18 protein-coding genes are annotated in these 24463 nt (G+C 62.4%); 3 read left to right on the top strand and 15 right to left on the bottom strand.

Going from position 1 to position 24463, the window contains the following annotated elements; translation table 11 throughout:
• Positions 1 to 137 precede the first annotated feature (137 nt).
• From DK870_RS26215 to DK870_RS26170, 10 genes are all read right to left on the bottom strand, one after another.
• The gene (locus DK870_RS26215; protein ID WP_060755458.1) at positions 138 to 764 is read right to left on the bottom strand and encodes a transcriptional regulator; all 627 of its coding nucleotides are present in this window, start codon (positions 762 to 764) and stop codon (positions 138 to 140) included.
• Positions 764 to 1897, bottom strand: a complete 1134-nt coding sequence (locus DK870_RS26210) for an FAD-binding oxidoreductase (protein ID WP_161550138.1) — start codon at positions 1895 to 1897, stop codon at positions 764 to 766. Before DK870_RS26210 ends, DK870_RS26215 begins: the two co-directional genes overlap by 1 nt.
• 21 nt (positions 1898 to 1918) lie before the next feature.
• Complete coding sequence (locus tag DK870_RS26205) at positions 1919 to 2866, bottom strand: ornithine cyclodeaminase family protein (protein WP_161550137.1); 948 nt, start codon at positions 2864 to 2866, stop codon at positions 1919 to 1921.
• A 169-nt stretch (positions 2867 to 3035) separates the two neighbouring features.
• Positions 3036 to 4103 (bottom strand): ABC transporter ATP-binding protein, encoded by a 1068-nt coding sequence (locus tag DK870_RS26200; RefSeq protein WP_161550136.1) that lies wholly within the window; start codon positions 4101 to 4103, stop codon positions 3036 to 3038.
• Positions 4100 to 5692, bottom strand: coding sequence for an ABC transporter permease (locus DK870_RS26195; RefSeq protein WP_372241721.1), 1593 nt, complete (start codon positions 5690 to 5692; stop codon positions 4100 to 4102). The genes DK870_RS26200 and DK870_RS26195 overlap by 4 nt, the downstream gene beginning before the upstream one ends.
• Positions 5693 to 6709, bottom strand: coding sequence for an iron ABC transporter substrate-binding protein (locus tag DK870_RS26190; RefSeq protein WP_161550135.1), 1017 nt, complete (start codon positions 6707 to 6709; stop codon positions 5693 to 5695).
• Between the two features lie 330 nt (positions 6710 to 7039).
• Entirely contained in the window at positions 7040 to 8371 is a 1332-nt protein-coding gene (locus DK870_RS26185) for a cytochrome c (RefSeq protein WP_161550134.1), read from the bottom strand.
• Positions 8372 to 8387: 16 nt separating this feature from the next.
• Complete coding sequence (locus DK870_RS26180) at positions 8388 to 10625, bottom strand: molybdopterin cofactor-binding domain-containing protein (RefSeq protein WP_161550133.1); 2238 nt, start codon at positions 10623 to 10625, stop codon at positions 8388 to 8390.
• Positions 10625 to 11077 carry a (2Fe-2S)-binding protein gene (locus DK870_RS26175; protein ID WP_060755441.1) on the bottom strand — a complete coding sequence of 151 codons (453 nt, stop codon included), beginning with the start codon at positions 11075 to 11077 and terminating at the stop codon, positions 10625 to 10627. The genes DK870_RS26180 and DK870_RS26175 overlap by 1 nt, the downstream gene beginning before the upstream one ends.
• Positions 11078 to 11269: 192 nt before the next feature.
• Positions 11270 to 12199, bottom strand: coding sequence for a LysR family transcriptional regulator (locus DK870_RS26170; RefSeq protein WP_161550132.1), 930 nt, complete (start codon positions 12197 to 12199; stop codon positions 11270 to 11272).
• A gap of 109 nt (positions 12200 to 12308) precedes the next feature.
• Between DK870_RS26170 and DK870_RS26165 the strand changes: the two genes are divergently transcribed.
• On the top strand, positions 12309 to 13808 hold the full coding sequence (locus DK870_RS26165) for a CoA-acylating methylmalonate-semialdehyde dehydrogenase (protein WP_161550131.1): 1500 nt from the start codon (positions 12309 to 12311) through the stop codon (positions 13806 to 13808).
• A gap of 249 nt (positions 13809 to 14057) precedes the next feature.
• Entirely contained in the window at positions 14058 to 16607 is a 2550-nt protein-coding gene (locus DK870_RS26160; RefSeq protein WP_161550130.1) for a hypothetical protein, read from the top strand.
• A 70-nt stretch (positions 16608 to 16677) separates the two neighbouring features.
• Here DK870_RS26160 and DK870_RS26155 read toward each other — a convergent pair whose 3' ends face one another.
• The 4 genes from DK870_RS26155 to xylA all read right to left on the bottom strand — a co-directional run bounded on the left by DK870_RS26155 (position 16678) and on the right by xylA (position 21853).
• On the bottom strand, positions 16678 to 17814 hold the full coding sequence (locus tag DK870_RS26155; RefSeq protein ID WP_161550129.1) for a sugar ABC transporter permease: 1137 nt from the start codon (positions 17812 to 17814) through the stop codon (positions 16678 to 16680).
• Positions 17815 to 19368: a D-xylose ABC transporter ATP-binding protein gene (gene xylG / locus DK870_RS26150; protein ID WP_161550128.1), complete on the bottom strand. Its 1554-nt coding sequence runs from the start codon at positions 19366 to 19368 to the stop codon at positions 17815 to 17817.
• Positions 19365 to 20366, bottom strand: coding sequence for a D-xylose ABC transporter substrate-binding protein (gene xylF / locus DK870_RS26145; RefSeq protein WP_090371868.1), 1002 nt, complete (start codon positions 20364 to 20366; stop codon positions 19365 to 19367). The genes xylG and xylF overlap by 4 nt, the downstream gene beginning before the upstream one ends.
• Positions 20367 to 20536: 170 nt before the next feature.
• Positions 20537 to 21853 (bottom strand): xylose isomerase, encoded by a 1317-nt coding sequence (gene xylA, locus DK870_RS26140; RefSeq protein ID WP_161550127.1) that lies wholly within the window; start codon positions 21851 to 21853, stop codon positions 20537 to 20539.
• A 139-nt stretch (positions 21854 to 21992) separates the two neighbouring features.
• Here xylA and DK870_RS26135 point away from each other — a divergent pair, with 139 nt between their 5' ends.
• Entirely contained in the window at positions 21993 to 23168 is a 1176-nt protein-coding gene (locus tag DK870_RS26135; RefSeq protein ID WP_060755418.1) for a XylR family transcriptional regulator, read from the top strand.
• Here DK870_RS26135 and DK870_RS26130 read toward each other — a convergent pair.
• Complete coding sequence (locus DK870_RS26130; protein WP_161550126.1) at positions 23165 to 24430, bottom strand: carbohydrate porin; 1266 nt, start codon at positions 24428 to 24430, stop codon at positions 23165 to 23167. The genes DK870_RS26135 and DK870_RS26130 overlap by 4 nt on opposite strands.
• Between the last annotated feature and the right edge of the window lie 33 nt (positions 24431 to 24463).

Below are 24463 nucleotides of genomic sequence, written 5' to 3'. Positions count from 1 at the left end.
TGTGGGAGGGGGCTTGCTCCCGATAGCGGTGTGTCAGTCACGGTTTCTGAACCTGACACACCGCTATCGGGAGCAAGCCCCCTCCCACCGTGACAGCGTTAAGCCTTAACTGACTGGCATCAGGGCAAGCCCGCTCACTACAACTTCAGTTCTTTCAGGTGTTTGTAGACGGTCGCCCGGCCCATGCCCAGCACATTGGCCACATAGTTGGAGGCACTCTTGCCCTTGAATGCGCCCTCGGCATGCAGCGCCAGTACCAGTTCGCGTTTGTGGTCACGGGTCAGCAGGTTCAGGCTCAGTTGGCGTTCACGCATCCAGGCGTGCAGGAACGTGTTGATGCGTTCCTGCCAGTCATCGCGAAACAGCGAGTCCGGCTGGGGGATCAGCTTGCTGGGCGACAGGAACAGGTCCAGCGCCGCCTTGGCGTTTTCGAACAGTGAAATATTCAGGTTGATGCACAGTACCGCGAGGCGATGGCCCTGGTGGTCGTGCAACACGGTACTCAGGCTACGAATTTTCTGACCGTCCCAATTGAGCTTTTCGTAAGGGCCGATATTCACTTCGCTGACGTCATCGCTGAGCATGTCCTCCAGCGAGGAGTCATCGCCAATGGCCCGTTTCGACAGGTTATTGGCGATGTAGTCGACGGTTTGCGTGCGCAAGTCATGCAGCACCACTTCCGCATGGGGAAAGAACAACGTGGCGATCGCATCGGCGATCGCACGGAAGTTCTGCATGACCTTGTCGTGTTCAGCGGTGTTCATCAATGGGGCTCCAGGCGGACGGGGGAGAGCATACCAGCGTCCAGGCCGAACCGCGTCAGGTGCTCGGGCAATGGGGCGCCGCGTGCCAGGGCGGCGCTGGCCTGGCCCATGGCGGGCGAGGTCTGGATGCCATAGCCGCCTTGCGCCGCGACCCAGAACAGCCCGGGCACGCGGGTATCGAAGCCCGACAGCAAATCACCATCCGGCACAAAGCTGCGCAGGCCGGCCCAGGTGCGGGTGGGGCGGCGGATGGTCAGGGTGGTGGCTTCTTCGATCTGGTAGATGCCCATGGCGATGTCCAGTTCTTCGGGCTGCACATCCTGGGGTTCCACCGGGTCGGCATTGGCCGGTGAACCGAGGAACATGCCGGCATCGGGCTTGATGTAGAAAGCTTCGTCGAGGGCCACCAGCATCGGCCAGGCATGGCTGTCGACGCCCTCAGGCCCGGCGAAGATAAACGCCGAGCGGCGCTTGGGTTGCAGGCCGATGGACGCGGCGCCCGCCAGCGCGCCGATGGAATCGGCCCAGGCCCCGGCGGCATTGATGATAACCGGGGCGGTGAAGGTCGCGTGCTGGGTACGCACCTGCCACAGGCCGTCGGCATCGCGGCTCAGGCCCAGCACGTGGCTGTCGGTGTGCACTTCGCCCTGATTGCGGCGGATGCCGCGCAAATAGCCTTGGTGCAGGGCGTCGGTGTCGATGTCGCTGGCCGTAGGGTCATAGATCGCACCGTGGACTTTTTCGCGGCGCAGGATCGGCAAGCGTGCGCAAGCCTCGTCGGCACTCAACTGTTCGACCTGCGGCACCGTGGCCTTGGCGCTCAGGTATTGGGCGTTCAATTCGGCGGGGTCATTGTTGAAGTCGACGGTCAACTCACCCCGTGGCGTGAGCAACGGGTGCTCACAGAAACCTGCGGGCGGGTTATCGAAAAACGCCCGGCTGGCCAGGGTCAGGGCACGCACTTGCGACGTACCATAAGCGGCGGTGTAGAGCGCCGCCGAGCGCCCGGTGGAGTGATAGGCCGGGTGGTTTTCACGCTCCAGCACCAACACCTTGCCGTGCGGCGACAGCCAGAAACCGGTTGACGCACCCGCAATGCCGCCGCCGATGATGATGAAGTCTGCATGGCTCATGAACATCTCCTTGAATGGGATTCAGCGCTGGATCTGGTAGAGGGCATTGGCCAGTGCCACGTCTTCCAGGCCCAGCCCGATGGAGCGGAAAAAAACGTGGCGGTCGTAGTCCGGACGCTGTGCCCTATCGCTGAGCAACTCGGGCAGGTCGCCGACCACGGCGCGTTTATCCCAGCCGTGCTGCTCGGCAGCAATCAGCATTTCACCGGCCGCGTCTGGGGTGGTCTGGCGATAGTCGCAGAATACGTGCATGGCGTTCAGGCACTGGGGCGGTACTTCATGGGCACGGGGGGCGTTGGTGCTGATGGAGGTGATCAGCGCCGGTTTACTCAGGTGCGACGGATCGATCACCGGACCGGCCGACGAGGTGCACAGCAGGATAACGTCGGCGTCTTGCACGGCCTCGTCGCAGGATCGGGCCAGACTCAGGCGCGGGTCCAGCGCCTTGAGCTGCGTGAGGGTTTCAACGCCGGCACTGCCAAGGCTTGGCGAATACAGACGGATGCTTTGCCAGCCGCGCAGGTGCTGCACGTAGTGCAGGTGCGCCTGGGCGACCTTGCCGCTGCCGATAATCGCCAGGCGTCGGGCTGCCACGGGCGCCAGGGCATCCACGGCCAGTGCTGTCGTGGCGGCGGTGCGGGCGGTGGTCAGTTCTGCCGCGTCGCACAGCAGCAGCGGCTGCCCGGTGTGCATCGACATCAGCAATGTCCAAGCCGTCACCAATGGCCCTTGCTCGCGCACGATATACGGCGAAGTCTTGACGCCGTACACCGCGTCGGCGGCCAGCACGCCCAGGTAATTGATGAAGTCACCCGCGCCGTGCGGGAACTCTACCCACTGTTGCGCGGGCTGCACCGCTTGCCCAGCGGCCAGGTCGCGAAACAGCTGGTGCAGGATGCGCGGCACATCGACTTGTGCGAGCAGTTCACGGGCCTGGCCCTGGTTGATCACGAGAGGCGTGCTGGACATGGATATCTCCGCATAAACTATTTTGTCCATTATGGACTTTTAGTTATGCCTGGCAACATCCGCACGAAAAAAGCGTTGGGCGAACGTTACGTCGCCAGCCACACCGTGATACACAGCCCGCGCTTGTTCTTCCTAGGTGATATCGGGCCTCGAAGATAAGCCCCGAAACTCAGCTGAGACTGAGCGCCGCGTCTTTTTTCAGGATATGTGCCATGCCGATCGTGGTGAGGTGCACCTCAGTGCCGGTCGGCGGCGCCTGCAAGCCCGAACTGCGCACCAGGATCGCCTGGCCCGGTTCGTCCTCATCGGGGTGCAATACCACGGTCAGGGTGCAGGTATTGCCGCCGAATTCGCGCTCGGTCACCACGCCACGGCAACCGGCATCACCGCTGGTGCTCAACTGCAGCTGCTCCGGGCGCAGCATGATCCGTGTGGTGTCGTGCAGGGACGGGTTGTCGACCGGCACGCGCCCCAGGCCGCAATGCGCCCAGCCGCCTTCTACCCTGGCGGGCAGCACCACCGCTTCACCGAGGAACAACGCGGTTTGCTCATCGACCGGGTATTGGTACAGGTCCATCGGGTGGCCCGATTGCACCAGGCGGCCCTGGCGCATCACCGCCAGTTGGTCGGCAAATGACAGCGCTTCACTTTGGTCGTGGGTCACCAGGATTGTGGTGATGCCCGCGTCGCTCAGAAGGCGTGCAACCATCTTGCGCATGGCCGAGCGCAAGCCGGTGTCCAGTGCCGAAAACGGCTCGTCCAGCAGCATCAGCCGTGGCTGTTGCGCCAATGCACGGGCCAGGGCGACACGCTGCTGCTGGCCGCCGGACAACTCGTGGGGCCAGCGCCGGGCCATGTTGGCGTCCAGGGCCACGCTGTCCATCAGCTCGGCGATGCGGGTGTCGCGGGCCTCACCTTTGGTCGCCAGGCCGAAGCCGATGTTGTCGGCCACGGTCATGTGCGGGAACAGCGCGCCGTCTTGGGGCACGTAGCCGATCTGGCGCTGGTGCGCCGGTACGGCGTGGGTGGCGTCCACCAGGGTCTGGCCGTTGAGGGTCAGGCGGCCGGTGTCGGGGAATTCAAAGCCTGCGATCATGCGCAGCAAGGTGGTCTTGCCGGAGCCGGACGGCCCGACGATCACTGTGCGGCTGCCCGTGGGCACCAACAGGCTGACGTCCGCCAGGGCACGCTGGGTGCCGAAGGTCTTGCAGAGGGCGTGGAGTTCGAGGGCGTTCATCGGCCTGCCGTGCGTTTGGATTGGTGGTAGAGAAGGCCGGTCAACGGCAGTGAGAGCAGGATCATGATCAGCGCATAGGGCGCCGCGGCGGCGTAATCGATTTCGCTGGTCATTGCCCAGAACCCGGTGGCCAGGGTGCGCGTGCCGTTGGGGGCCAACAACAGCGTCGCCGTCAGTTCATTGGTGATCGCCAGGAACACCAACGCAGCCCCCGCAGCGGCGGCGGGAGCGGCCAGGCGCATGGTGATCAGCCACAACGCGCGGCCCGGCGAACGGCCGAGGCTGCGTGCCATGTTTTCCAGCTCTACCGGCGCCTGGGCGATACCGGCGCGCAGGCTCACCAGCGCCCGTGGCAGGAACATCAGCAAGTAGGCGAGCAGTACGGTGATCGTGGTCTGGTAGATCGGCCGGGCGAAGTGGATGGTCACCGTGACCAGGGCCAGCGCGACGACGATACCCGGCAGCGAGCTGGTGATGTAATTGCAGCCCTCCAGCATGCGCTGCAAGCGCCCCGGCGCACGGATCGACAGCCACGCGATCGGTACCGCCGCGCACGTGGTCAACAGCGCCCCGGCAATCCCCAGCAGCAGGGTCTGTTCCAGTGCCGGCAACAGTTCGCCGAGCTGCCAGACCTCGCTGCCACCGGCGATCAGCCATTTGCCCAGGGTGACCAGCGGAACGCCCAGGGCCAGTGCGCAGGTGGCGACCTGCAAGGCCAGGGCGAGCAGGGTGGTGGTCGCGCCCAGTGTGACGGTGCGCTGTTCGCGGGCGCTGCCGGAACCGACCCGCGCATAGCGCGCATGCCCGCGTGCGGCGGATTCGACGGTCAGCATCGCCAGGCAGCACAACGCCAACACCGCAGCCAGCATGTTCGCCGCCGGGCCGTTAAAGGTGGATTTGAACTGATCGAAAATGGCCGTGGTGAAGGTGTCGAAGCGGATCATCGCGTACAGGCCATATTCGGCCAGCAGGTGCAGGCCCACCAGCAGCGCGCCGCCGCAGATCGCCAGGCGCAGTTGTGGCAGCACCACCCGCCAGAACACCGCCCAGGGCTTGAGACCCATGGACTCGGCCACGTCTTCGATGGCCGGATCAAGCCGGCGCAACGTCGCCGCCACCGGCAAGTACAAAAACGGGAAGTAGGCAATCACCGACACCAGCACGCCCGCCGGCAAGCCGTGGATCGACGGCACCAGGCTGACCCAGGCGTAACTGTGCACAAACGCCGGCACCGCCAGCGGCGCCACGGCCAACAACGACCAGGCACGCCGCCCCGGCAGGTTGCTGCGCTCGGTCAGCCATGCCAGCGCAATCCCCAGCGCCATGCACAACGGCAAGGTGAACAGCACCAGCAACACGGTGTTGAGCAACAGTTCGCCCACACGCGGGCGCCACACCAGCGCTTCGATCTGCGCCCAGCCAATTTGCCACGACACGCCGATCACAAAGGCGATCGGCAGCAGGGCCAGCAGCGAAACCAGTACCGACAAACTGGTGACCCACGTGCCGCCCCGGCTTTTGAACAGGCCGTGGAAGCGTTTGCGCGGCGACGCGTGGGCGATGCCGGTCAGGGAAGGTTCAGGCAACAATCAGAGCAGTCCGGCCTGGGTCATCAGCTCGACCGCTTTTTTGCTGTTGAGCTTGGACGCGTCGACCTTCGGTGCTTCCAATTGCACCAGCGGGGTCAGCTTGGGGTTGGACTGGGCGTTCAGGCCCACCGCGTATTCGAACGAGTTGCCGTCCTTGAGAATCGCCTGGCCGTCTTTGCCGGTGATCCACTTCAGGAAGGCTTGGGCCTGTTCTTTATGTTTGCTGGAGGCCAATACGCCGCCACCGGAGATGCTCACGAACGCGCCCGGATCCTGATGCTTGAAGTAGTGCAGCTGGGTGTTCTTGCTGTTTTCGCCGGTCTTGGACTGATCGACGAAGCTGTAATAGTGATAGATCACGCCGCTGTCGACCTGGCCTGCGTTGACGGCTTTGAGCACGGCGCTGTTGCCACGGTAGATGCTCGCGTTGGCCTTCATTGCCTTGAGCCAGTCGAGGGTGGCGGCTTCGCCCTTGAGTTCCAGCACGGCGGCGACGATGGCCTGGAAGTCGGCACCGGCCGGCGAGGCGGCCCAACGGCCTTTCCAGCTTGGCGAGGCCAGGTCCATCAGCGATTTGGGCAGGTCGGCGTCTTTCAGTTTGCTCGGGTTGTACACAAACACCGTGGAGCGTGCAGCAATCCCCAGCCATTTGCCGTGAGCCGGACGGTAGGCAGGATCAACCTGTTCCAGGGTGGCAGGTTCGAGTGGCGCGAACAGGCCGGCGTTGTCCACCAGGACCATGGCCGGGGAGTTTTCGGTGAGGAACACATCCGCCGGGGACGCGGTGCCTTCCTGCACGATCTGGTTGCCCATCTCCGTATCATCGCCATTGCGGATCGTCACCGGAATCCCGGTTTCCTGGGTGAAGCCTTCGACCCAGGCCTTGGTGAGGCTTTCGTGCTGGGCGTTGTACACCACCAGGCCGACTGACTCGCTGGCGGCATACACATGCCCGGCACTGACCAGGGCAGTGGCGAGCAGGGCTTTTTTGACGAACGAAGGAAGGCGACTGGTCATGCGGTGAACACTCCGGGTCTGATGGCTGCGCGAGAGATACGCGAGAAATTGGTCGAGACTAAACCAATAGGAATCATTTTCATATTGAGGCGCGGCAATGTAGAGCCGGGAATGAGAAAAAAACGTCAAAAACAGGATAAATCGAGAACTATGGGAAAGCGTCTCTAATTGCGCCGGCAAACTTTGTAGTGAGCGGGCTTGCCCCGCGCTGGGTGGCAAAGCCGCCCCAATCCCAATAAGGACGCCGCAGTGTTTCAGAAAAACCGCAGTGCCTGGGTTTGGGACGGCTGCGCCACCCAGCGCGGGGCAAGCCCGCTCACTACAAGGCAGTCAGCGCATATGCAGGATGATCGGGCTGCTGCTGGCCGGGTCGGTATGCCCGCGCAGCTTGTTCACCGCTGATGCCTCAACCGCGCCGCCATGGTTGCCCCAGGTACTGCGCACGTAACTCAGCACTTCGGCGATTTCTGCGTCCGACAACTGCTTACGAAACGCCGGCATGCGGTACGCGTCCGGCATGCCGGCGGTCACGACCCGTTGTGAGCCGTTGAGGGTGATGTTGATCGCTGAGGCACTTTCCGTCGCCAACGCCGAGGTAGCACCGGCCAGGGGCGGCATCCACTCGGGCTGGCCCTTGCCGTCCGCGCCGTGGCAGGACGCGCAGCGGGTGGCGTAGGTGTGGGCGCCGGGGCGGGTGTCGACGGCGGCGTTCTGGTATTGCCAGGGCGTGCCGTCACGCTGCGGGTCGCCGGGCAGTGACTTGAGGTAATGGGCGATGGCTGTCAGGTCCTCGTCGTTCATGAACTGGGTGGAGTTATTGAACGCCTCGGTCATCGAGCCATAGACCACGGCATGCCGGTTGCGACCGGTCTTGAGGAACTGCACGATCTCAGGCTCGCTCCAGCGGCCCAACCCGGTGTTGGGGTCCTGGCGCAGGCTGGGTGCATACCAGCCGTCAAGCAGGGCGCCGGCGAGGAACGGGGTGCCGGACTCATCCAGGGCTTTTTCATTGAAGGCCAGGCCGCGTGGTGTGTGGCAACTGCCGCAGTGGCCGGGCCCCTGGACGATATAGGCGCCGCGATTCCATTGCGCATCCTGGCCGGGTTTGGCCGCGTAGGGAGCGCGGGGGGCAAACAGGCCGTTCCAGAGTGCAATGGGCCAGCGCATATTCAACGGCCAGGGAATATCACTGGGGATATTGGGTTGGTTGGAAGGCTGCACGCCCTTCATGAAAAACGCGTACAGCGCACGCATGTCGTCATCGCTGAGCTTGACGTAGGACGGGTAGGGCATGGCCGGGTAAAGCCGTCGCCCGCCGGGTGCCACGCCGTGGCGCACCGCACGGTCAAAGTCGGCCAGGGTGTAGGCGCCGATACCGGCGCCCTTGTCGGGCGTGATGTTGGTGGCATGAATCGCCCCCAACGGCGTGGCCATCTCCAGGCCACCGGCGAACGGTGCCTTGCCCGGCAGGCTGTGGCAGGCCACGCAGTCACTGACGCGGGCGACATACTCGCCGCGGCTGACCAGGCCCGGGTCAAAGGTCTGTTCCTGCTCGAAAGGCGTGGCGGGCTGGCGTGTGACATACCAGGCCAGCGCGCCGGCCGCGACCAGGCCGGCCAGCACCAGCCAGCCTGCGGTTCTTGCGAATCGTGGGTTGTTCATGGGCGGTTCCTGTCGGTTAGGCGAACGTATATCGGCTCAATGGCAGGCTGCGGATGCGCTGGCCGGTCAGATGCGCCACCGCATTGGCCACGGCGGGCGCCACTGCAGGCAGCGGCGGTTCACCGATACCACCCATTTTTTCGCCACTCTCGACGATCTTCACGTGCACCTGCGCCATGCGCGAAGGCGGCAGGATCGGGTACAGGTCGTAATTGCGCGCCCGGGGTTTGCCGTCTACCCACACCGACTCTTCCACCAAGGTCTGCGACAAGCCCAACGCCACGGCGCCATGCACCTGCGCCTCGACAATCGCCGGGTTGACGATGCTGCCCGGGTCGATCGCTTCCCAGATGTGATGCACCTTGACCTGGCCATTTTCAATCGACACTTCGGCGACTACCGCCGCCTGGGAGCCGAACGGCGAGGCCATGGCGATGCCCCGGGCGCGTCGGCTGCCATCTTCTGCGGTGTACGGCCCGCGCTTCCAGCCGCCGGACAGTTCCGCCGCCGCTTGCAGCAGGGTGGTCAGCCGCTTGTTGTCGCGCAACAGGTGCAGGCGCAACTCGTAGGGGTCGTGGCCGCCTTTGTCGGCCAGTTCGTCAAGGAACGCCTCGTAGAAGAAGTCGTTGAGCGAATTGCCCACCGAACGCCAGTAGCCGAGCATGGGCGCGCCTTTGACGTAGATCTGCGCGATGCGTTTGTTCGGGATCGCGTAAGCCTTGCCCGACAGCCCTTCAAGGGCCGTGGGGTCGATTTTATCGCCCTGTTTGCCGGCAAGGGCTTCGGTCGGGCCTTCGGTGGCGCTGACCGCCTCGAGGGCGACCGGCAGGCCCTTGTCGTCCAGCGCAGCGCGGAACTTGACCACGGCGACCGGGCGCAGCACGTCACGCAGGAACTCTTCTTCACGGCTCCAGATCAACTTGACCGGGCGACCGACTGCCTTGGCCAAGGCAATGGCCTGCGGATACGGGTTGGCCGAGTCATACAGGAAATGCCGGCCGAAAAAACCACCGAGCAACGGCGAGTGCAGGGTGATCTTCGCGGAGTCGAGCCCGGTGCGCTTGGCGATATCGGCGCGGAACATGTCCGGCGCCTGGTTGGGCAGCCAGACCTCCAGCGTGCCGTCGGGGTTGAAGCGTGCCAGGGCCGACGGTGGCTCCAGTTGGGCGTGGTTCAGGTATTGGTTGTGGTAGGTGGCTTCGACCTTGGTTTTGGCATTCGCCAGCGTGCCGGCTACATCGCCTTCCTTTTCGTCGTCACGGGCCGGCCCCTGCTGGGCGGCGAGGAAGTCGCGGTGCTTGTCGCTGGAAAAATCCGCAGGCATGACCCGCAGCGGCGAGTCGGCGGGCGCTTCCAGCCAGTCCACCTGGATCGCCTCGACGGCACGCTTGGCATGCCACCAGCGTTCGGCAACCACGGCCACTGCGCCGGGCAGTTGATGGACCGAGTGTACCCCCTTCATGGCTTCGACCTGCGCCTGGTTGCGCAGGCTACCGACGGTCATGCCCAGGCGCGGCGCATGTTGCACGGCAGCGTGGAGCATGTTGTCGACCTTGAGGTCGATGCTGTATTGCGCCTTGCCGGTGGACTTGTCGTAGGCATCCAGGCGTTTGACCGGCTTGCCGATCCAGCGGAACTGGCTCGGATCACGCAGGGTGATCGTTGCCGGATCGGGCACCGGCATGTCCAGCGCGCGACCGGCCAGTTCGCCATAGCCCACCGAGCGGCCGGAGGCGGTATGCACGACGCGGCCGGGTTGCGTGGTCAATTGGGCCACGGGCACGCCGAGCTGTTCGGCACCGGCCTGCAGCAGCATGGCGCGGGCCAGGGCGCCGAGGCGGCGCATGGTCGGGTAGCTCATCCGCACCGACATACTGCCGCCGGTGATGCGCATGCCGTTTTCCATCACCACGTAGGCTTCACCGGGCGGCGCAGCCTCGACGATAAAGGTGGCGGGGTCGGCATCCAGCTCTTCGCCGACAATCTGCGCCATGGCGGTGTGGGTGCCTTGGCCGCCTTCCATGAATGGGCTGCGCAGGTGAATGCTGCCGTCCGGGCGGATTTCCAGGAACGCCGGCACCTGGGTACCCCGTTCTGCGGCGTTGGCTGTGGCTGCCAATGCCCTGGGCGAACTCAGCGGCAGGCCAAAGCCAATGACCAGCGCGCCCACGGCGGTGCCGGCAAGGAAGCGACGGCGGGACAGGTTGACCGGATCGCCCAGGGGCAGGTCGAGGTTTTTGTCGGAGGTATTCATCAGACGACCTCCTTCGCCAGGTCCTGCATGGCGGTATGAATCGCGTTATAGGTGCCGCAGCGGCACAGGTTGACCATCGCCGCGTCGATCTGCGCCGGCGTGGGCGCTGGGGTGTGCTTGAGCAGCGCCGTGGCTGCCATTACCTGCCCGGACTGGCAGTAACCACACTGCGCCACCTGATGTTCGACCCAGGCCGCGACCACGCGCTTGCCTACGTCATCGTTTTCAACGGCCTCGATGGTGGTGATCTCCCGTCCCACCACGCCGGCCACCGGCGTCACGCAGGAGCGCACCACGTTGCCGTCCACCAGCACCGAACAGGCACCACACTGGGCCAGGCCGCAACCGTATTTAGTGCCGGTCAGCCCCAGGTCATCGCGGATAACCCACAATAAGGGCGTGTCGGCGTCGGCCTCAACCTGATAGGCCTTTTGGTTTATACGTAATTCCATGGCTGGGTCACCTGCTGATCATCGGTTGGTGGTGCTGATTTCTTATAGGAGTGGTGCGACAACACGTCGCCCATCGTCGAACTCTAGACCAGCGCGCAAGGGGGATCTATCCGCTAGTCGGCAAGTTCAGAGGATCAGGCAAGTATTCGAGAGGATTGGGTGAGCCTGGCCAGGGGGGGCGCAGAGGCTCGCTTAGCCGCTGAACCCAAAGCCGGCCGATAATTGACGCTTCAAATAACCCACCAGCGTACTCACCGATTTAGGTACATGGGGCGAATAAGGACGGATCAGATAGATCTCGTCGGCAAACACGCCTTTGAGCGTCCAACCCTTGAGCACCTGCACCAGCGTGCCGCTGGCCAATGCGGCGTGGGCACTGAAATCCGGAAGCAGGGCGATACCCAGGTGGTTGAGCGCCGAGTCACGCAGGGCTTCGCTGTTGTTGGTGGCAAAGCTGCCGGCGATGGGCACGGTGATTCGTTCGGCGTGGCGTTCGAAGGTCCAGGCCGGTTGGTCGGCCCCGCGTGGGTAGAACATGCAATTATGCGCAGTGAGGTCGCCGGGTTCGCACGGCTCGCCGTGGCGTTGCAAGTATTCGCGGGTTGCCACCAGCACCGAGGCGGTGTCGCACAGTTTCCACGCCACATGGGTTTCCGGCACCTGGAAACCGTGGCGCACCGCCAGGTCGTAGCCCTCGGCCGCCAGCGAACTCAAGGCATCGGAAACATCCAGTTGAATGCGCACCTGCGGGTAGAGCTGCAAGAACTCCGACAGATGCGGCACCAACTGTTGCCGGGCAAAGGCCACCGGCGCGGTGAGGCGCACCAGGCCGCGAATCTCCCCGGCCGAGTCGCGTACCGAAGAGAAACTGCGCGCGATTTGGGCATAGGCGCTGCGCACTTCGCGGGTCAAGGATTGCCCCGCATCGGTCAGCCGCACGCTGCGTGTGGTGCGGGTGACCAACCGTGTACCGGTGGCTTTCTCCAGGTCCGAGATGCGCTGGCTGACGGCGGACTTACTCACGCCCAGGCGCGCCGCGGCGGCGGTGTAGGTGCCTTGCTCCTCCAGCACCGACAGCCAGTGAATATGGGTCCACAATCCCTCGATCTCGGCTTTTTCCATGGTGCTATTGTTCGCTTGTATGGACAATAAGTTCTGAATTCTGCTCTGGTTGGGAACAAAGCGAAAGCCTATCGTGGCTTCCATTGCCATCCACCCGGGAGCCTCTGCCATGACCACCACCCTTGAGCACTACATCAACGACCAGCGCGTGAGCCGCGATGATCGCTATCAGGACGTCTTTAACCCGGCCACTGGCGAAAAGACCGGCCGCGTCGCCCTGGCCAGCCGCCAGACCGTGTCCGAAGCCGTCGCCGCTGCCCAGGCTGCGTTCGCCGGTTGGGCCGACACACCGCCGATCCGCCGTGCTCGCGTGTTGTTCGAGTTCCTGCACCTGCTGCGTGAGCGCAAGGATGACCTGGCGCACATCATCGTCGCCGAGCATGGCAAGGTCTTCACCGATGCCCAGGGTGAAGTCGACCGTGGTATCGACATTCTTGAGTTCGCTTGCGGTATTCCCAACCTGCTCAAGGGCGAGCACTCCGACCAGGTGTCCCGTGGCATGGACAACTGGACGATGCGCCAGCCTCTGGGCGTGGTGGCGGGCGTGACGCCGTTCAATTTCCCGGTAATGGTGCCGATGTGGATGTACCCGATCGCCATTGCGGCGGGCAACACCTTCATCCTCAAGCCGAGCCCGACCGACCCGAGCGCCTCGCTGTTCATGGCCGAACTGCTGCGCGAAGCCGGCCTGCCCAAAGGCGTGTTCAACGTGGTGCAGGGCGACAAGGAAGCAGTGGATGCGCTGATCGAACACCCGGACGTCAAGGCCGTGAGTTTCGTCGGCTCCACGCCGATCGCCCAGTACATCTACGAAAGCGGCGCCCGCCACGGCAAACGCGTGCAAGGGCTGGGCGGCGCGAAAAACCACATGGTGGTGATGCCCGACGCGGATATCGAGAAAACCGTCGACGCACTGATGGGCGCCGCCTACGGCAGTGCCGGCGAGCGCTGCATGGCCATCTCCGTCGCCGTGCTGGTAGGCGATGTGGGTGACAAGGTCATCGCCGCCTTGACCGAACGGGCCAAGCAACTGCGCATCACCGATGGCCGGGACTTGAAAGCCGAAATGGGCCCGATCGTGTCCCGTGCCGCGCTGGAGCGCATCAGTGGCTACATCGAACAGGGCGTGCAAGCCGGTGCGCAATTGCTGCTCGACGGGCGGGGTTACGTGCCGTCCGAGGCCGGCCTGGAACACGGCTTCTGGCTCGGCGCCACGCTGTTCGACCATGTGACCCGGGACATGAGCATCTACCGCGAAGAAATCTTCGGCCCGGTACTGGCCTGCGTGCGCGTCAACGACTTCGCCGAAGCGATCAAACTGGTCAACGACCACGAGTTCGGCAACGGCGTCAGCTGCTTTACCCGCGACGGCCACATTGCCCGCGAGTTTGCCCGGCGTATCGAAGTCGGCATGGTCGGCATCAACGTACCGATCCCCGTGCCCATGGCCTGGCACGGGTTTGGCGGCTGGAAGAAGAGCCTGTTTGGCGACATGCATGCCTACGGCACCGAGGGTGTGCGCTTCTACACCAAGCAGAAGTCGATCATGCAGCGCTGGTCGGAGAGCATCGAACAAGGCGCCGAATTCGCCATGCCAGTGTCCAAGTAACGACCGGAAGAACACCGCCGGGAAACTGTGGGAGGGGGCTTGCCCCCGATGGACTGCGTAGCAGGCCCATTTTTGAGGCCGCTGCGCGGCCTATCGGGAGCAAGCCCCCTCCCACAAGTTTGATCGCATTCAGGCAACCCATCGTGCAATGGAACAATTTCTTACCTCAGTACCACACAGGGTGGACAAATCTACCGCCGTGTTTCCTACCGTGGTCGAGAGAACATTCCACTCGCATGATGATGAATAATGACCACCAATATTCTTGCATTTCCTACTGATCACCATTGGGCCAGAAACCCTGAAGGGGGCGCAGAAACAACGGGCAGTCGTACCAAACGATCTTCGGGTTCTGACGCAGCGGGCAACAGTGAGGCGCCCAAATCCGCATCAGGCCCCTCAGCCGCCAGCCCGCCTCAGGTCACTGGCGGCTCATCGGTCCATGTGGGCAAAAATAATGCGCCATCGGAACTCAGCAAAAGCTCTGTGAGTTGGGTGAGTTATCAGCACGGTGTCAACCTGGCCGAAGCCATCGAGCCGGGCTCTTCGAAGCGGATGACCCAGGATGAACTGATCGCCTTGCCCGGCAAAATGAATGCTATGGCGGTGACACCCGAACAGGCGCTATTGATTGCGTCGACGCGCATTGGCCCCGCGCTGGAGTGGGCCGTTGCCAACGGCATTCTTGAAGATAAAACCGAATTTTCGCAGGCGGACATTCAAAAAGCCCTTGCCGCATTGGATCAGCATCTTGAAAAGATGGCGGGTGCCATCGCTAGCCTCTCTAGCCCCATGCCAATGAGGAAGGATTATTTCCTTGGGACGCAACAGGTATCGCCCATCAAAGGCCATGCCGATCCGGATAATAAAAAATACCCGGTGGCTATCTACGATGACCAAAAATTCGGCGAAGACTTCAAAGCCGATCTGGCGAACAAGAAAGCCGCCTACGGCACGATAATCCAATACGCTCTCTCAACGCTGCCCCCGGCGGATCAAATCGCCATAGCGCACGGTGACGTCGGTGTGTATGCGATGAAGTCACCCGGAGAGGGCGGCGAGCCCGAGCGCACTACGTTCTTGATTAAAGCGGTTCACGAAGGAAAGACGACGGTCTATGAAGTCAACCCTGAACGGGGGACCGTGGTTAAGCGGGACGATTACGTCGGTGTATTTCAGGGCCACAGTGTCATCGGAAAACAACGTTTACCCGACGGCAGTTATGCGAACGCATTCACCGCGTGGCCAAAACCCAGCATTCAAGGGCAGCGTTATGAGGCGAAAGCTGATCAGCCAGTGGGCGCCCGATCGGACAATACGCCGTTTTCCGCCCAGCTTTATACGTTGGAACCGCTGGCGACCTTTCCGGCCTCTGCGCAAGGCAGCGCCGGAAAGCCAACCTATCAGGCAAAGTTCGTGGAGCGAACCGGCCAGATCGGCACGACGGTGTCCGAAAAACTGTTTTTTATGAAGGATCTGGATTTGCTGGAGAGGGCAAAAGAGGATCCGGAGCGCGTGACTGAAGCCGAGAAAGAGGACAGAGAAAACTATCAGACATTCAAGGCCGACAGGGAGAAGCGTCGTGAAATCCTTAAAGGTTTCGTGCCTTTTTGGCACGGTGTCGAGGCAATAGTTGCCGGCCGCCCACTCGAAGGCATCGCGCAAATATGGATTGATCTGCTTTCACTGTTTACGCCTGTTGAACAAGCCGCCGCTGGCTTGACGAGGGGGGTTATCCGATCGATCAAACCCATCATCCCGAAGTTTTTGAAACCGTCGGTAAATTTTGCGAGTTACAGCTTAAAGCCTGGGGTTGCCGGGGTTAAATGGGAAGGCGGCGTACAGGGTTTGAAATGGGCACCCAATGCTTCCAAAAAAGCCTCTCAGGGCATTGAGCAGTTCAAGGCTGCCGCCGTGCCGTTGCCCCGCAGTCAACCGGGTATCAGGCCGATTGAGCTGAATGGTGTGAAGTATTTTGTTTCCGAAAAACCTGATGCCGGCGATGGCGTCCACTATGTGTTACGCATCGCCAAACCGGATGACCCTACGCAGTTAGTCAGTAGCGGAAAAATTGCCAAGCCTGATGACGCAGGTGTCTGGAAGAGAAGAGGCGTCGAGGGCGGCGGGAAAATATCAGAGGTTTTTTCGCAAAAATATAGAGATGCTCGTAAGGAACTGGCTGGCGTTGTGGAAAAACACAAGCAGTCAGGGGGCGCGCTCTCCGAGCAGCAGAAGGACGAGTTCACCAAGACCCTGACTAAACTTGTCGGAGAAAGTAATGCTGATGATTTTGAGCATGTGGGTACTTATACTCGCGCAGGCTCAGACTTCGTCAATCAGCCCCTGCGTGCGAATCGGCGTACGCCGGAACTTGAAGCGTTTTTGCGTGAGTTTGATCAATTAAAGCCCTATGAGGGCAAGGCGTATCGTTCGGCGTTCGTCACCCCAGAGGGTGCAAATCGGCTTAAAAATGGCGTAGGCAAAGTCTTCCAGGATCCTGGCGTACAGTCCGCCTCGGCGACCGTGCACAATTCAGTGGAGTGGGAAGGCTGGGCGAAAGGCGTGGCAAAAGGTCAGGGGCAGGGGACTCAGCAGGTCGTCTATGTCTTTGATGAGTCCATACCGAAGAAGAACGTATCAACCAGTTTCTTGAAGGATCATGTCGCGATCGGCGCGGGCCAACCCGTCAAAGTATTGGCTGTCCAGGAACACGGTGGAAAGTTGTTCGTCTATTTTTCGTCGCCTTCCGAGGTCCCTGACCATCTCTACAATATCTACAATGGCGCCCAGATTTATTGACGTCATAGGCTTTCGGCACGGACGCATAGCCCTGATCATTCCCACATCCCGTGGGAATGTCAGGGCGGGTTCAGCGCCGCCCAGCCCGCGTACTCACATCCACCCACACCGCCAGCACCAGAATGCTGCCCTTCACAATCATCTGCCAGTAACTGTCCACATCCAGCATCGACATACCGTTGTCCAGGCTGGTAATCACCAACGCCCCGAGCAACGCGCCATACACCGTGCCCGAACCGCCGCGCATGGACGTGCCACCGATAAAGCACGCAGCAATGGCGTCGAGTTCGCCCATGTTACCCGCCGACGGCGAGCCGGCCGCGAGGCGGGCGGTGTTGACCAGGCCGGCGAGGGCGCACATCACGCCCATGATGCCGAAGATCCATAGCTTCACCGCCTGTACGTTGATACCCGACAGGCGCGTGGCTTCCATGTTGCTGCCCACCGCGTAGACGCGACGACCGAACACGGTCTGGCTGGTGACGTAGCTGAACACGCCGAGCAGCACCAGCAATAACAACACCGGCACCGGGATGCCGTCGTAGCTGTTGAGGGTGGTGACGAACACGGCCAACACCACGCCGATCACCCCCACGCGCAACCCATCACGCACTCGCGAGTGCGCCGCCAGGCCATGCAAGGCGCGGTTGCGCCGCTGCTTCCAGGTGAGGAACACGGTCAGCGCAAACAGCAGCACGCCCAGGCCGACCCCTACCGAATGCGGTAAATAGCCCTGGCCCACGTACACCAGTGACGGCGATACCGGTGCGATGGTGGTACCGCCGGTGATCCCCAGCAGAATCCCGCGAAACGCCAGCATCCCGCCCAAACCTACGATAAACGACGGGATACGCAGGTAAGCCGTCATGTAGCCGTTGGCCAAGCCGATCATCAGCCCGCACAACGCCACCAGGCTCAGGTTGGCCAGCAGCGGAATGCGGTACACCACGTCCAGGATCGCCGCGAGCCCGCCCAGCAGCCCGAGCAACGAGCCCACCGACAAATCGATCTCGCCGCTGATGATCACCAGCACCATGCCGCAGGCCAGGATTCCGGTGATCGACATCTGCCGCAGCAGGTTCGACAGGTTGCGCGGCGTCACGAAGCCGCCTTCGGTCTGCCAGCTGAAAAACAGCCAGATAAACGCCACGGCGATGACCAGGGCCAGCATTTTGTAGCGGGTAAAAAGGTGTTTGACCTGATTCATCTACGCGGTCTTCCGATCATGATGGTTTTGGCTGAGCGCGGCGGCGAGCACCTGTTCCTGGGTCAGACCTTGGTTGATAAAGTCGCCACGCAGTTGGCCGTCGCCAATCACCAGCACGCGGTTGGACACGCCCAGCACTTCGGCCAGTTCCGAGGAAACCATGATGATCGACACGCCTTCGGCCGCCAGTGCGCCCATCAGTTTGTAGATCTCGTACTTGGCGCCCACGTCCACGCCGCGTGTGGGTTCATCGAGGATCAGCACCTTGGGCTTGGCCATCAACATCTTCGCCAGCACGGCTTTTTGCTGATTGCCACCGGACAGGCTGGTGATCGACAGCGACGGGCTGGCCGTCTTGAGGTGCAGGCGGGCGATCTGTTGCTCGATGCTGCCCAACTCGGCTTCGGCGTCGATGCGCGTCAGGCGCGAGTAGGTTTCCAGCACGGTCAGGGTGATGTTCTGGCCCACCCCGAAATCCGGAATGATGCCTTGGCGCTTGCGGTCTTCGGGCACCATGCACAGCCCTGCGCGGATCGACTTGAGCGGCGTGCGCGTGTCGACCGGCGCGCCGTCCAGCCACACTTCGCCGCTGTAGCGGCCGGGGTAGGCGCCGAACAGCGCCGATACCAGTTCTGTGCGTCCGGCGCCCACCAGCCCGGCGATGCCGAGGATTTCCCCGCGCCTGAGCACAAAGGAAATATCGTCAACGCGTTTGCGCTTGGGGTTGTCGACGTCATAACAGGTGACGTTGCGTGCTTCGAAAATCACTTCGCCCACCGCGTGGGGTTCGGTGGGGTAGAGGTTGTTCATCTCGCGGCCGACCATCTGGGTGATGATCTGCGGGATATCCATGTCGGCCATGGCGGTGGTCGCGATGTGTTTGCCGTCGCGGATCACGGCAATGGTGTCGCACACCGCCGCCACTTCATCGAGCTTGTGGGAGATGTACACGCAGGCCACGCCCTTGGCCTTGAGGTCTCGGATGATATCCAGCAGTACCTCGATTTCCGAACGGGTCAGGGCCGAGGAGGGCTCATCGAGGATCAACAGGCGTGCCTGTTTGTTCAGGGCCTTGGCGATTTCCACCAGTTGCTGGTAACCGCCGCCGTATTGCGACACCGGCAACGCCACGTTCATGTCCGGCACCTTGAGCTCGCGCATCAAGGCTTCGGCGCGGTGGAGCATGGCCGGGTAGTTCATGCGCCCGCCGGGCAAAGTCAGCTCGTGGCCCATGAAGATGTTCTCAGCCACCGACAGGTCAGGCACCAGGGTCAGCTCCTGGTGAATGATGACGATGCCGGCAGCCTCGGTTTCGCTGATGGACTGGGCCTTGAGCGGTTGCCCATCCCAGAGGATTTCACCCTCCCAGGTGCCGTGCGGATAGACCGCCGACAGCACCTTCATCAAGGTGGATTTACCGGCGCCGTTCTCACCGCACAGGCCGACACATTCCCCCGACCGCACGTTGATATCGATACCGTTCAGGGCGGGCACACCGCCAAAGGTCTTAACGATGCCTCGCATTTGCAACAGGTAGTCGGACATGACCATCATTGCCCGGCAATCTGTGCCTTGGTATAGAACCCGTCCTTCTCCAACAGGTCGATATTGGCTTTGGTCAGCGGGGTGGGCGTGAGCAGGATGGTGTCGACCTTTTTGCTGCCGTTGTCGTATTGCGAGCTGTAGCTAGGTTTTTCATTGCGCGCCAGTTGTACCGAGAGCTTGGCCGCCTCGGTGGCGATCAGCTTGAGCGGCTTGTACACGGTCATGGTCTGGGTGCCGTCGAGCACGCGCTTCACGGCGGCCAGGTCAGCATCCTGCCCCGAGATCGGCACCTTGCCGGCCAGCTTCTGTGCGGCCAGGGCCTGGATCGCACCGCCGGCGGTGGCGTCGTTGGAAGCGACGATGGCGTCGATCTTGTTGTCGTTACGCGTCAGGGCGTTTTCGACGATGCTGAGGGCCTCGGTAGGGTTCCATTCCTTGACCCACTGTTGGCCGACAATTTTGATATCACCCTTGTCGATGGCCGGTTGCAGCACCTTCATCTGGCCTTCGCGCAGGACCTTGGCGTTGTTGTCGGTGGGGGCGCCGCCGAGCAGGAAGTAATTGCCCTTGGGCGCCGCTTGCAGCACACCGCTGGCCTGCATCTCGCCGACTTTTTCGTTATCGAAGGAGATGTACGCGTCGATATCGGCATTGAGGATCAGGCGATCATAGGACACCACCTTGATCCCGGCCTTCTTGGCTTCGGCGACGGCGTTGGTGAGTACGGTCGCGTTGAACGGCACGATGACGATCACATCGACACCACGGGAGATCAGGTTTTCGATCTGGGAAATCTGCTTCTGCTCGTTGGCGTCGGCCGACTGTACAAACACTTTGGCATCCAGCTTTTCGGCTGCCGCCACAAAGTAGTCGCGGTCGCGGGACCAGCGTTCCAGGCGCAGGTCGTCGATGGAAAAGCCGATTTTCGGGTGAGCGGAATCAGCCATCGCCGGCAGGGCGAGCAAAGCCAGGGCAGAGGCAAGAAGAGTGCGTTTGAATGACTTCATAGTGGTGCGTCCTTTTATTGTTGTAGTAAGACTCTGTAGTGAGCGGGCTCGCCCCGCGCTGGGTGGCGCAGCCGCCCCAAACCCAGGCACCGCGGTCTTCCTGACATAGCGTAGCGTCCCTGTTTGGGGCGGCTGCGCCACCCAGCGCGGGGCAAGCCCGCTCACTACAATCAGCTGTAGATAAAGCGGTTCACGACACCTTCGAGCATTTCCTGTCGCCCGCTCACGGCCTGCGGGTTCAGCTCATGGGCAAATGCATGCTCGGCCAGGGACTCCAGGCTGTACTCGCCGGCCAGTACGGCCTGGCCCAGCGGCTGCCGCCAACCGGCATAACGCTGGTCCTTGAATTGTTGCAAGCGGTCGTTCTGCACCATGGCGGCTGCGCGTTCCAATGCCAGGGCCAAGACATCCATGGCGGCCACGTGCCCGTGGAACAGATCGACTTCGTCCAGGCTTTGGCGACGGACCTTGGAGTCGAAATTGTAGCCGCCATTCTTGAAACCACCGGCCTTGAGGATTTCATAAGTGGCGAGGGTCATTTCCTCGACGCTGTTGGGGAACTGGTCGGTGTCCCAGCCGTTCTGCGGGTCGCCACGGTTGGCATCGATGCTGCCGAAAATGCCAAGGGACACGGCGGTGGCGATCTCATGCTGAAAACTGTGCCCGGCCAGGGTCGCGTGGTTGGCCTCGATGTTTACCTTGATTTCCTGTTCCAGGCCGTACTCATGCAGGAAGCCGAACACCGTGGCGCTGTCGTAATCGTACTGGTGCTTGGTCGGCTCCTGGGGCTTGGGCTCGATCAGCAGGTCGCCCTTGAAGCCGATCTTGTACTTGTGCTCCACCACCATGCGCATAAACCGGCCGAGCTGCTCGCGCTCGCGCTTGAGGTCGGTGTTGAGCAGGGTTTCATAGCCCTCGCGACCGCCCCACAGCACGTAGTTGGAGCCCTTGAGCCGCAAGGTGGCGTTCATCGCACTGCACACCTGGGCGGCCGCATAGGCAAACACCTCCGGGTCCGGGTTGCTGGCGGCGCCGGCGGCAAAACGCGGGTTGCTGAAGCAGTTGGCGGTGCCCCATAACAGCTGGATGCCGGACTGTTCCTGATGACGCTCCAGGTGATCGACCATCTGCGCAAAGTTATGGCGATATTCCTTGAGCGAGCTGCCTTCGGGGGCGACGTCCGTGTCGTGAAAGCTGTAGTAATCGATGCCCAGTTTGGAGAAGAACTCAAAGGCGGCCTGCGCCTTGCCGATCGCCAGCTCCATCGGCTCGCCACTGCGCTGCCACGGTCGCTTGAAGGTGCCCTGGCCGAACACGTCCGAGCCCGGCCACACAAAGGTGTGCCAATAACAAACGGCCATGCGCAAGTGCTCGCGCATGGGTTTGCCGAGGATCAGTTTGTTGGCGTCATAGTGGCGGAAGGCGAGGGGCGCGTCGCTGTCGGGGCCTTCGAAGCGGACCTTCTCGACACCAGGGAAATACTGCATGGCGTTTTCCTTATTGTTCTTGGCGGTGTCTGGATACTAGCAACGGCGTTGGGCCCGCCGATTATGAAAATCACCAAGGGAGGGTGCGATTTTGAGTGGCGGGGTTTAGTCTGTGGCGACTGGCCTCAGGACAAAAACAATGAAAACCCTACCGCCCGTTCACCGTATCGCCCTGTTGTTCAACGGCAGCAAAATCTACGATCGCGGCATCATCGCCGGCATCGGCAACTACCTGAGCAGTACCCGTGCGTCGTGGGATCTGTTTCTGGAGGAAGATTTCCTGTGCCGCCTCAAAGGCATCGAGCATTGGCAGGGCGACGGCATCATTGCGGATTTCGACGACCCGCTGATCGGCGAAGCGCTGGCCGGGAGCCGCTTGCCGGTGGTGGCGGTGGGCGGCTCCTACGAGGATGTGCGTGCCTACCCCAAGGGCATTCCCTATGTGGCCACCGACAATCATGGCCTGATGAAGCTGGCGTATGAACATTTGATCGAGGCGGGGTTGACCCGGTTTGCCTGTTTCAGCTTGCCGCCGGCCCAGGCCAACCGCTGGGCGCAGGAGCGCGAAAAGGCCTTTCGCAGCCTGCTGACGCGTGATGGTGTGCCGGTGGAGATCTATCGCGGCCTGGGCACCAGCGCACCGCTGTGGGACAGCGCGGTGGAGCAGCAGATTGCCTGGCTGGAAAGCCTGCCCAAACCCATCGGCATCATCGCCGTCACCGACGCCCGTGCCCGGCAACTGCTGCAAGCCTGCCTGACGGCCGGGATCGCCGTGCCGGAAGAAGTGGCGTTGATCGGCATCGACAACGACCCGTTGACCCGCACCCTCACGCGGGTGCCGTTGAGTTCGGTGATCCAGGGCACCGAGACCATGGGCCGTACCGCCGCCGCCCTGTTGCACCAGATGCTGCACGGCAAACCCTGCGCCGGTACGCAGATCCTGGTGCCGCCGGAGGCGATCAACGTGCAAGCCTCCAGCCTGCACCAACCCTTGGGCAACCCCTACGTGATGCAGGCGTTGCTGTTTATCCGCCAATACGCATGCCAGGGTATCAAGACCGCCCAGGTGGCGGCCTATGTGGGCGTATCACGCTCATCCCTGGAGTCGCACTTTCGCAAGGAACGTGGCTGCAGCGTGCACGACGAGATCCTGCGCTTCAAACTGGCGGCCGCCGCCAAGGGCCTGGAGAACCACCGCGTGGCGATTGCCGAGGTTGCCGCGCGCTGCGGCTTCAAATCGGCGCAGTACCTGCACACGGTGTTTCGCCGGGAGTTCGGCTGCACGCCACGCGAATATCAGCAGGGCGCGGCCTAGAACACGGCTTTGACCTGCAACCCCACGACCAGCGCGTTATCGATGTTCTCACCCGAAAACGCGCCCGGCTCGATGATGTATTGCACATCCGGGCGCAGGGTCAGCCAGGGCGTGGCCTGGTAGCCATAGCTGAGTTCGATCAACTGCTCGGCATTGTTCAGGTCGGGATACTCGGTCCCCGCCTTGAAGGCCGCCAGTTCCTGTACGTCACGGCTGCGAGGGTTCGGCACCGCACGGCCGTAACCCAGGGCGACGGTATCGCGTGGCCGACCTTCGAAGGGCTTGTACAGCACCAATCCTGCGCCGTACCACTTGCTGAACGGCGACGCTGCTTCACTGGCTGCCGAGTACTGACCGAAAGCATGCAGCGTGCGCCCGGCGGAGGCCTCGGAGGCCCACACCGCCTGGTCGATCAGCAGGTAATGGCCGCCACGCCCGTTGACCTCTTTATTGCTGCCGATGCGCTTGACGTTGGAGCTGTCGTAGTAATAACCCAGCTTGTACTCACCGGGCAGCGGGCCTGCGTGTTTGTACACCAGTTCGATCGGCACCACGGTGCCGGTGGTGTGTTTCGGGTCCAGGCGCCAGGCGCGGCTGGAGTTACCGTTGCTCTCGGGGTCGACGTTGAAGGCTGCGACGCGCAGTTGCCAGGACGGTGAAAAATCGTATTTCACGCGGGCACCCAGGCGCGCATTCGGGTAGTTGGTCCAGCCGCTGCCGCCGGACATGTTCAGCGGATGCCCGCAGAAACCGGCGTTCATGAAGTTGCAGAGGATGCCGCTGTCCAGGCCGCCGAGGTCATTGCCCATGGCCATGTAGCCCAGCTTGACGTTAAGCGCTGGGGTGAACAGCGTGCGTTCGTAGCTCAGTTCGGTGAGGCGGGTGTAGAGGCCGCCATAGTTTTCCTGGATCGGCAGGCGGTTACCCACCAGATCCTCGGAGGCGCTGTTGCCACGACGGTCATTGATCGTGACCTGGATGCGGTCGCCATGGTTGAAGCCGTAGAGCTTGCCCAGGTCGAACTGCACGCCGAGCTTGATGTTCTGCGAGTAGCGTGCCGCACGGTGTTGGCCGCCGTCGGCGTTGTAGGCGGTCTCGCCGCTGTAGTCGCCGGTGAAGCGAATGCCTTGCTCGTCGAGTTCACGGCGCAGGCCGCCCCAGTCGCCGGTCAAGGTGGTGTCGTCGGCTTGTGCGGGCAGCGCGGCGCCAAAGGCCAGGCCCAGCAACAGGCGCCCAATGGACGTAGGAGAAACGGGGAACATGCAGGTTCTTCCAAATAGACGGCGCGGTGCCGA

It is taken from the genome of Pseudomonas sp. Q1 (genome assembly GCF_009935975.1).
Classification (GTDB): domain Bacteria; phylum Pseudomonadota; class Gammaproteobacteria; order Pseudomonadales; family Pseudomonadaceae; genus Aquipseudomonas; species Aquipseudomonas palleroniana.
The sequence above is the reverse complement of the archived record's forward strand: the minus strand, read 5'-3'. Positions and strand labels throughout refer to the sequence as shown.

Excerpts from the sequence above, each read along its gene's own strand:
- DK870_RS26215 (WP_060755458.1), bottom strand. The coding sequence starts at position 764 with ATGAACACCGCTGAACACGACAAGGTCATGCAGAACTTCCGTGCGATC.
- DK870_RS26210 (WP_161550138.1), bottom strand. The coding sequence starts at position 1,897 with ATGAGCCATGCAGACTTCATCATCATCGGCGGCGGCATTGCGGGTGCG.
- DK870_RS26205 (WP_161550137.1), bottom strand. The coding sequence starts at position 2,866 with ATGTCCAGCACGCCTCTCGTGATCAACCAGGGCCAGGCCCGTGAACTG.
- DK870_RS26200 (WP_161550136.1), bottom strand. The coding sequence starts at position 4,103 with ATGAACGCCCTCGAACTCCACGCCCTCTGCAAGACCTTCGGCACCCAG.
- DK870_RS26190 (WP_161550135.1), bottom strand. The coding sequence starts at position 6,709 with ATGACCAGTCGCCTTCCTTCGTTCGTCAAAAAAGCCCTGCTCGCCACT.
- DK870_RS26185 (WP_161550134.1), bottom strand. The coding sequence starts at position 8,371 with ATGAACAACCCACGATTCGCAAGAACCGCAGGCTGGCTGGTGCTGGCC.
- DK870_RS26180 (WP_161550133.1), bottom strand. The coding sequence starts at position 10,625 with ATGAATACCTCCGACAAAAACCTCGACCTGCCCCTGGGCGATCCGGTC.
- DK870_RS26175 (WP_060755441.1), bottom strand. The coding sequence starts at position 11,077 with ATGGAATTACGTATAAACCAAAAGGCCTATCAGGTTGAGGCCGACGCC.
- DK870_RS26170 (WP_161550132.1), bottom strand. The coding sequence starts at position 12,199 with ATGGAAAAAGCCGAGATCGAGGGATTGTGGACCCATATTCACTGGCTG.
- DK870_RS26165 (WP_161550131.1), top strand. The coding sequence starts at position 12,309 with ATGACCACCACCCTTGAGCACTACATCAACGACCAGCGCGTGAGCCGC.
- DK870_RS26160 (WP_161550130.1), top strand. The coding sequence starts at position 14,058 with ATGACCACCAATATTCTTGCATTTCCTACTGATCACCATTGGGCCAGA.
- DK870_RS26155 (WP_161550129.1), bottom strand. The coding sequence starts at position 17,814 with ATGAATCAGGTCAAACACCTTTTTACCCGCTACAAAATGCTGGCCCTG.
- xylG (WP_161550128.1), bottom strand. The coding sequence starts at position 19,368 with ATGATGGTCATGTCCGACTACCTGTTGCAAATGCGAGGCATCGTTAAG.
- xylF (WP_090371868.1), bottom strand. The coding sequence starts at position 20,366 with ATGAAGTCATTCAAACGCACTCTTCTTGCCTCTGCCCTGGCTTTGCTC.
- xylA (WP_161550127.1), bottom strand. The coding sequence starts at position 21,853 with ATGCAGTATTTCCCTGGTGTCGAGAAGGTCCGCTTCGAAGGCCCCGAC.
- DK870_RS26135 (WP_060755418.1), top strand. The coding sequence starts at position 21,993 with ATGAAAACCCTACCGCCCGTTCACCGTATCGCCCTGTTGTTCAACGGC.
- DK870_RS26130 (WP_161550126.1), bottom strand. The coding sequence starts at position 24,430 with ATGTTCCCCGTTTCTCCTACGTCCATTGGGCGCCTGTTGCTGGGCCTG.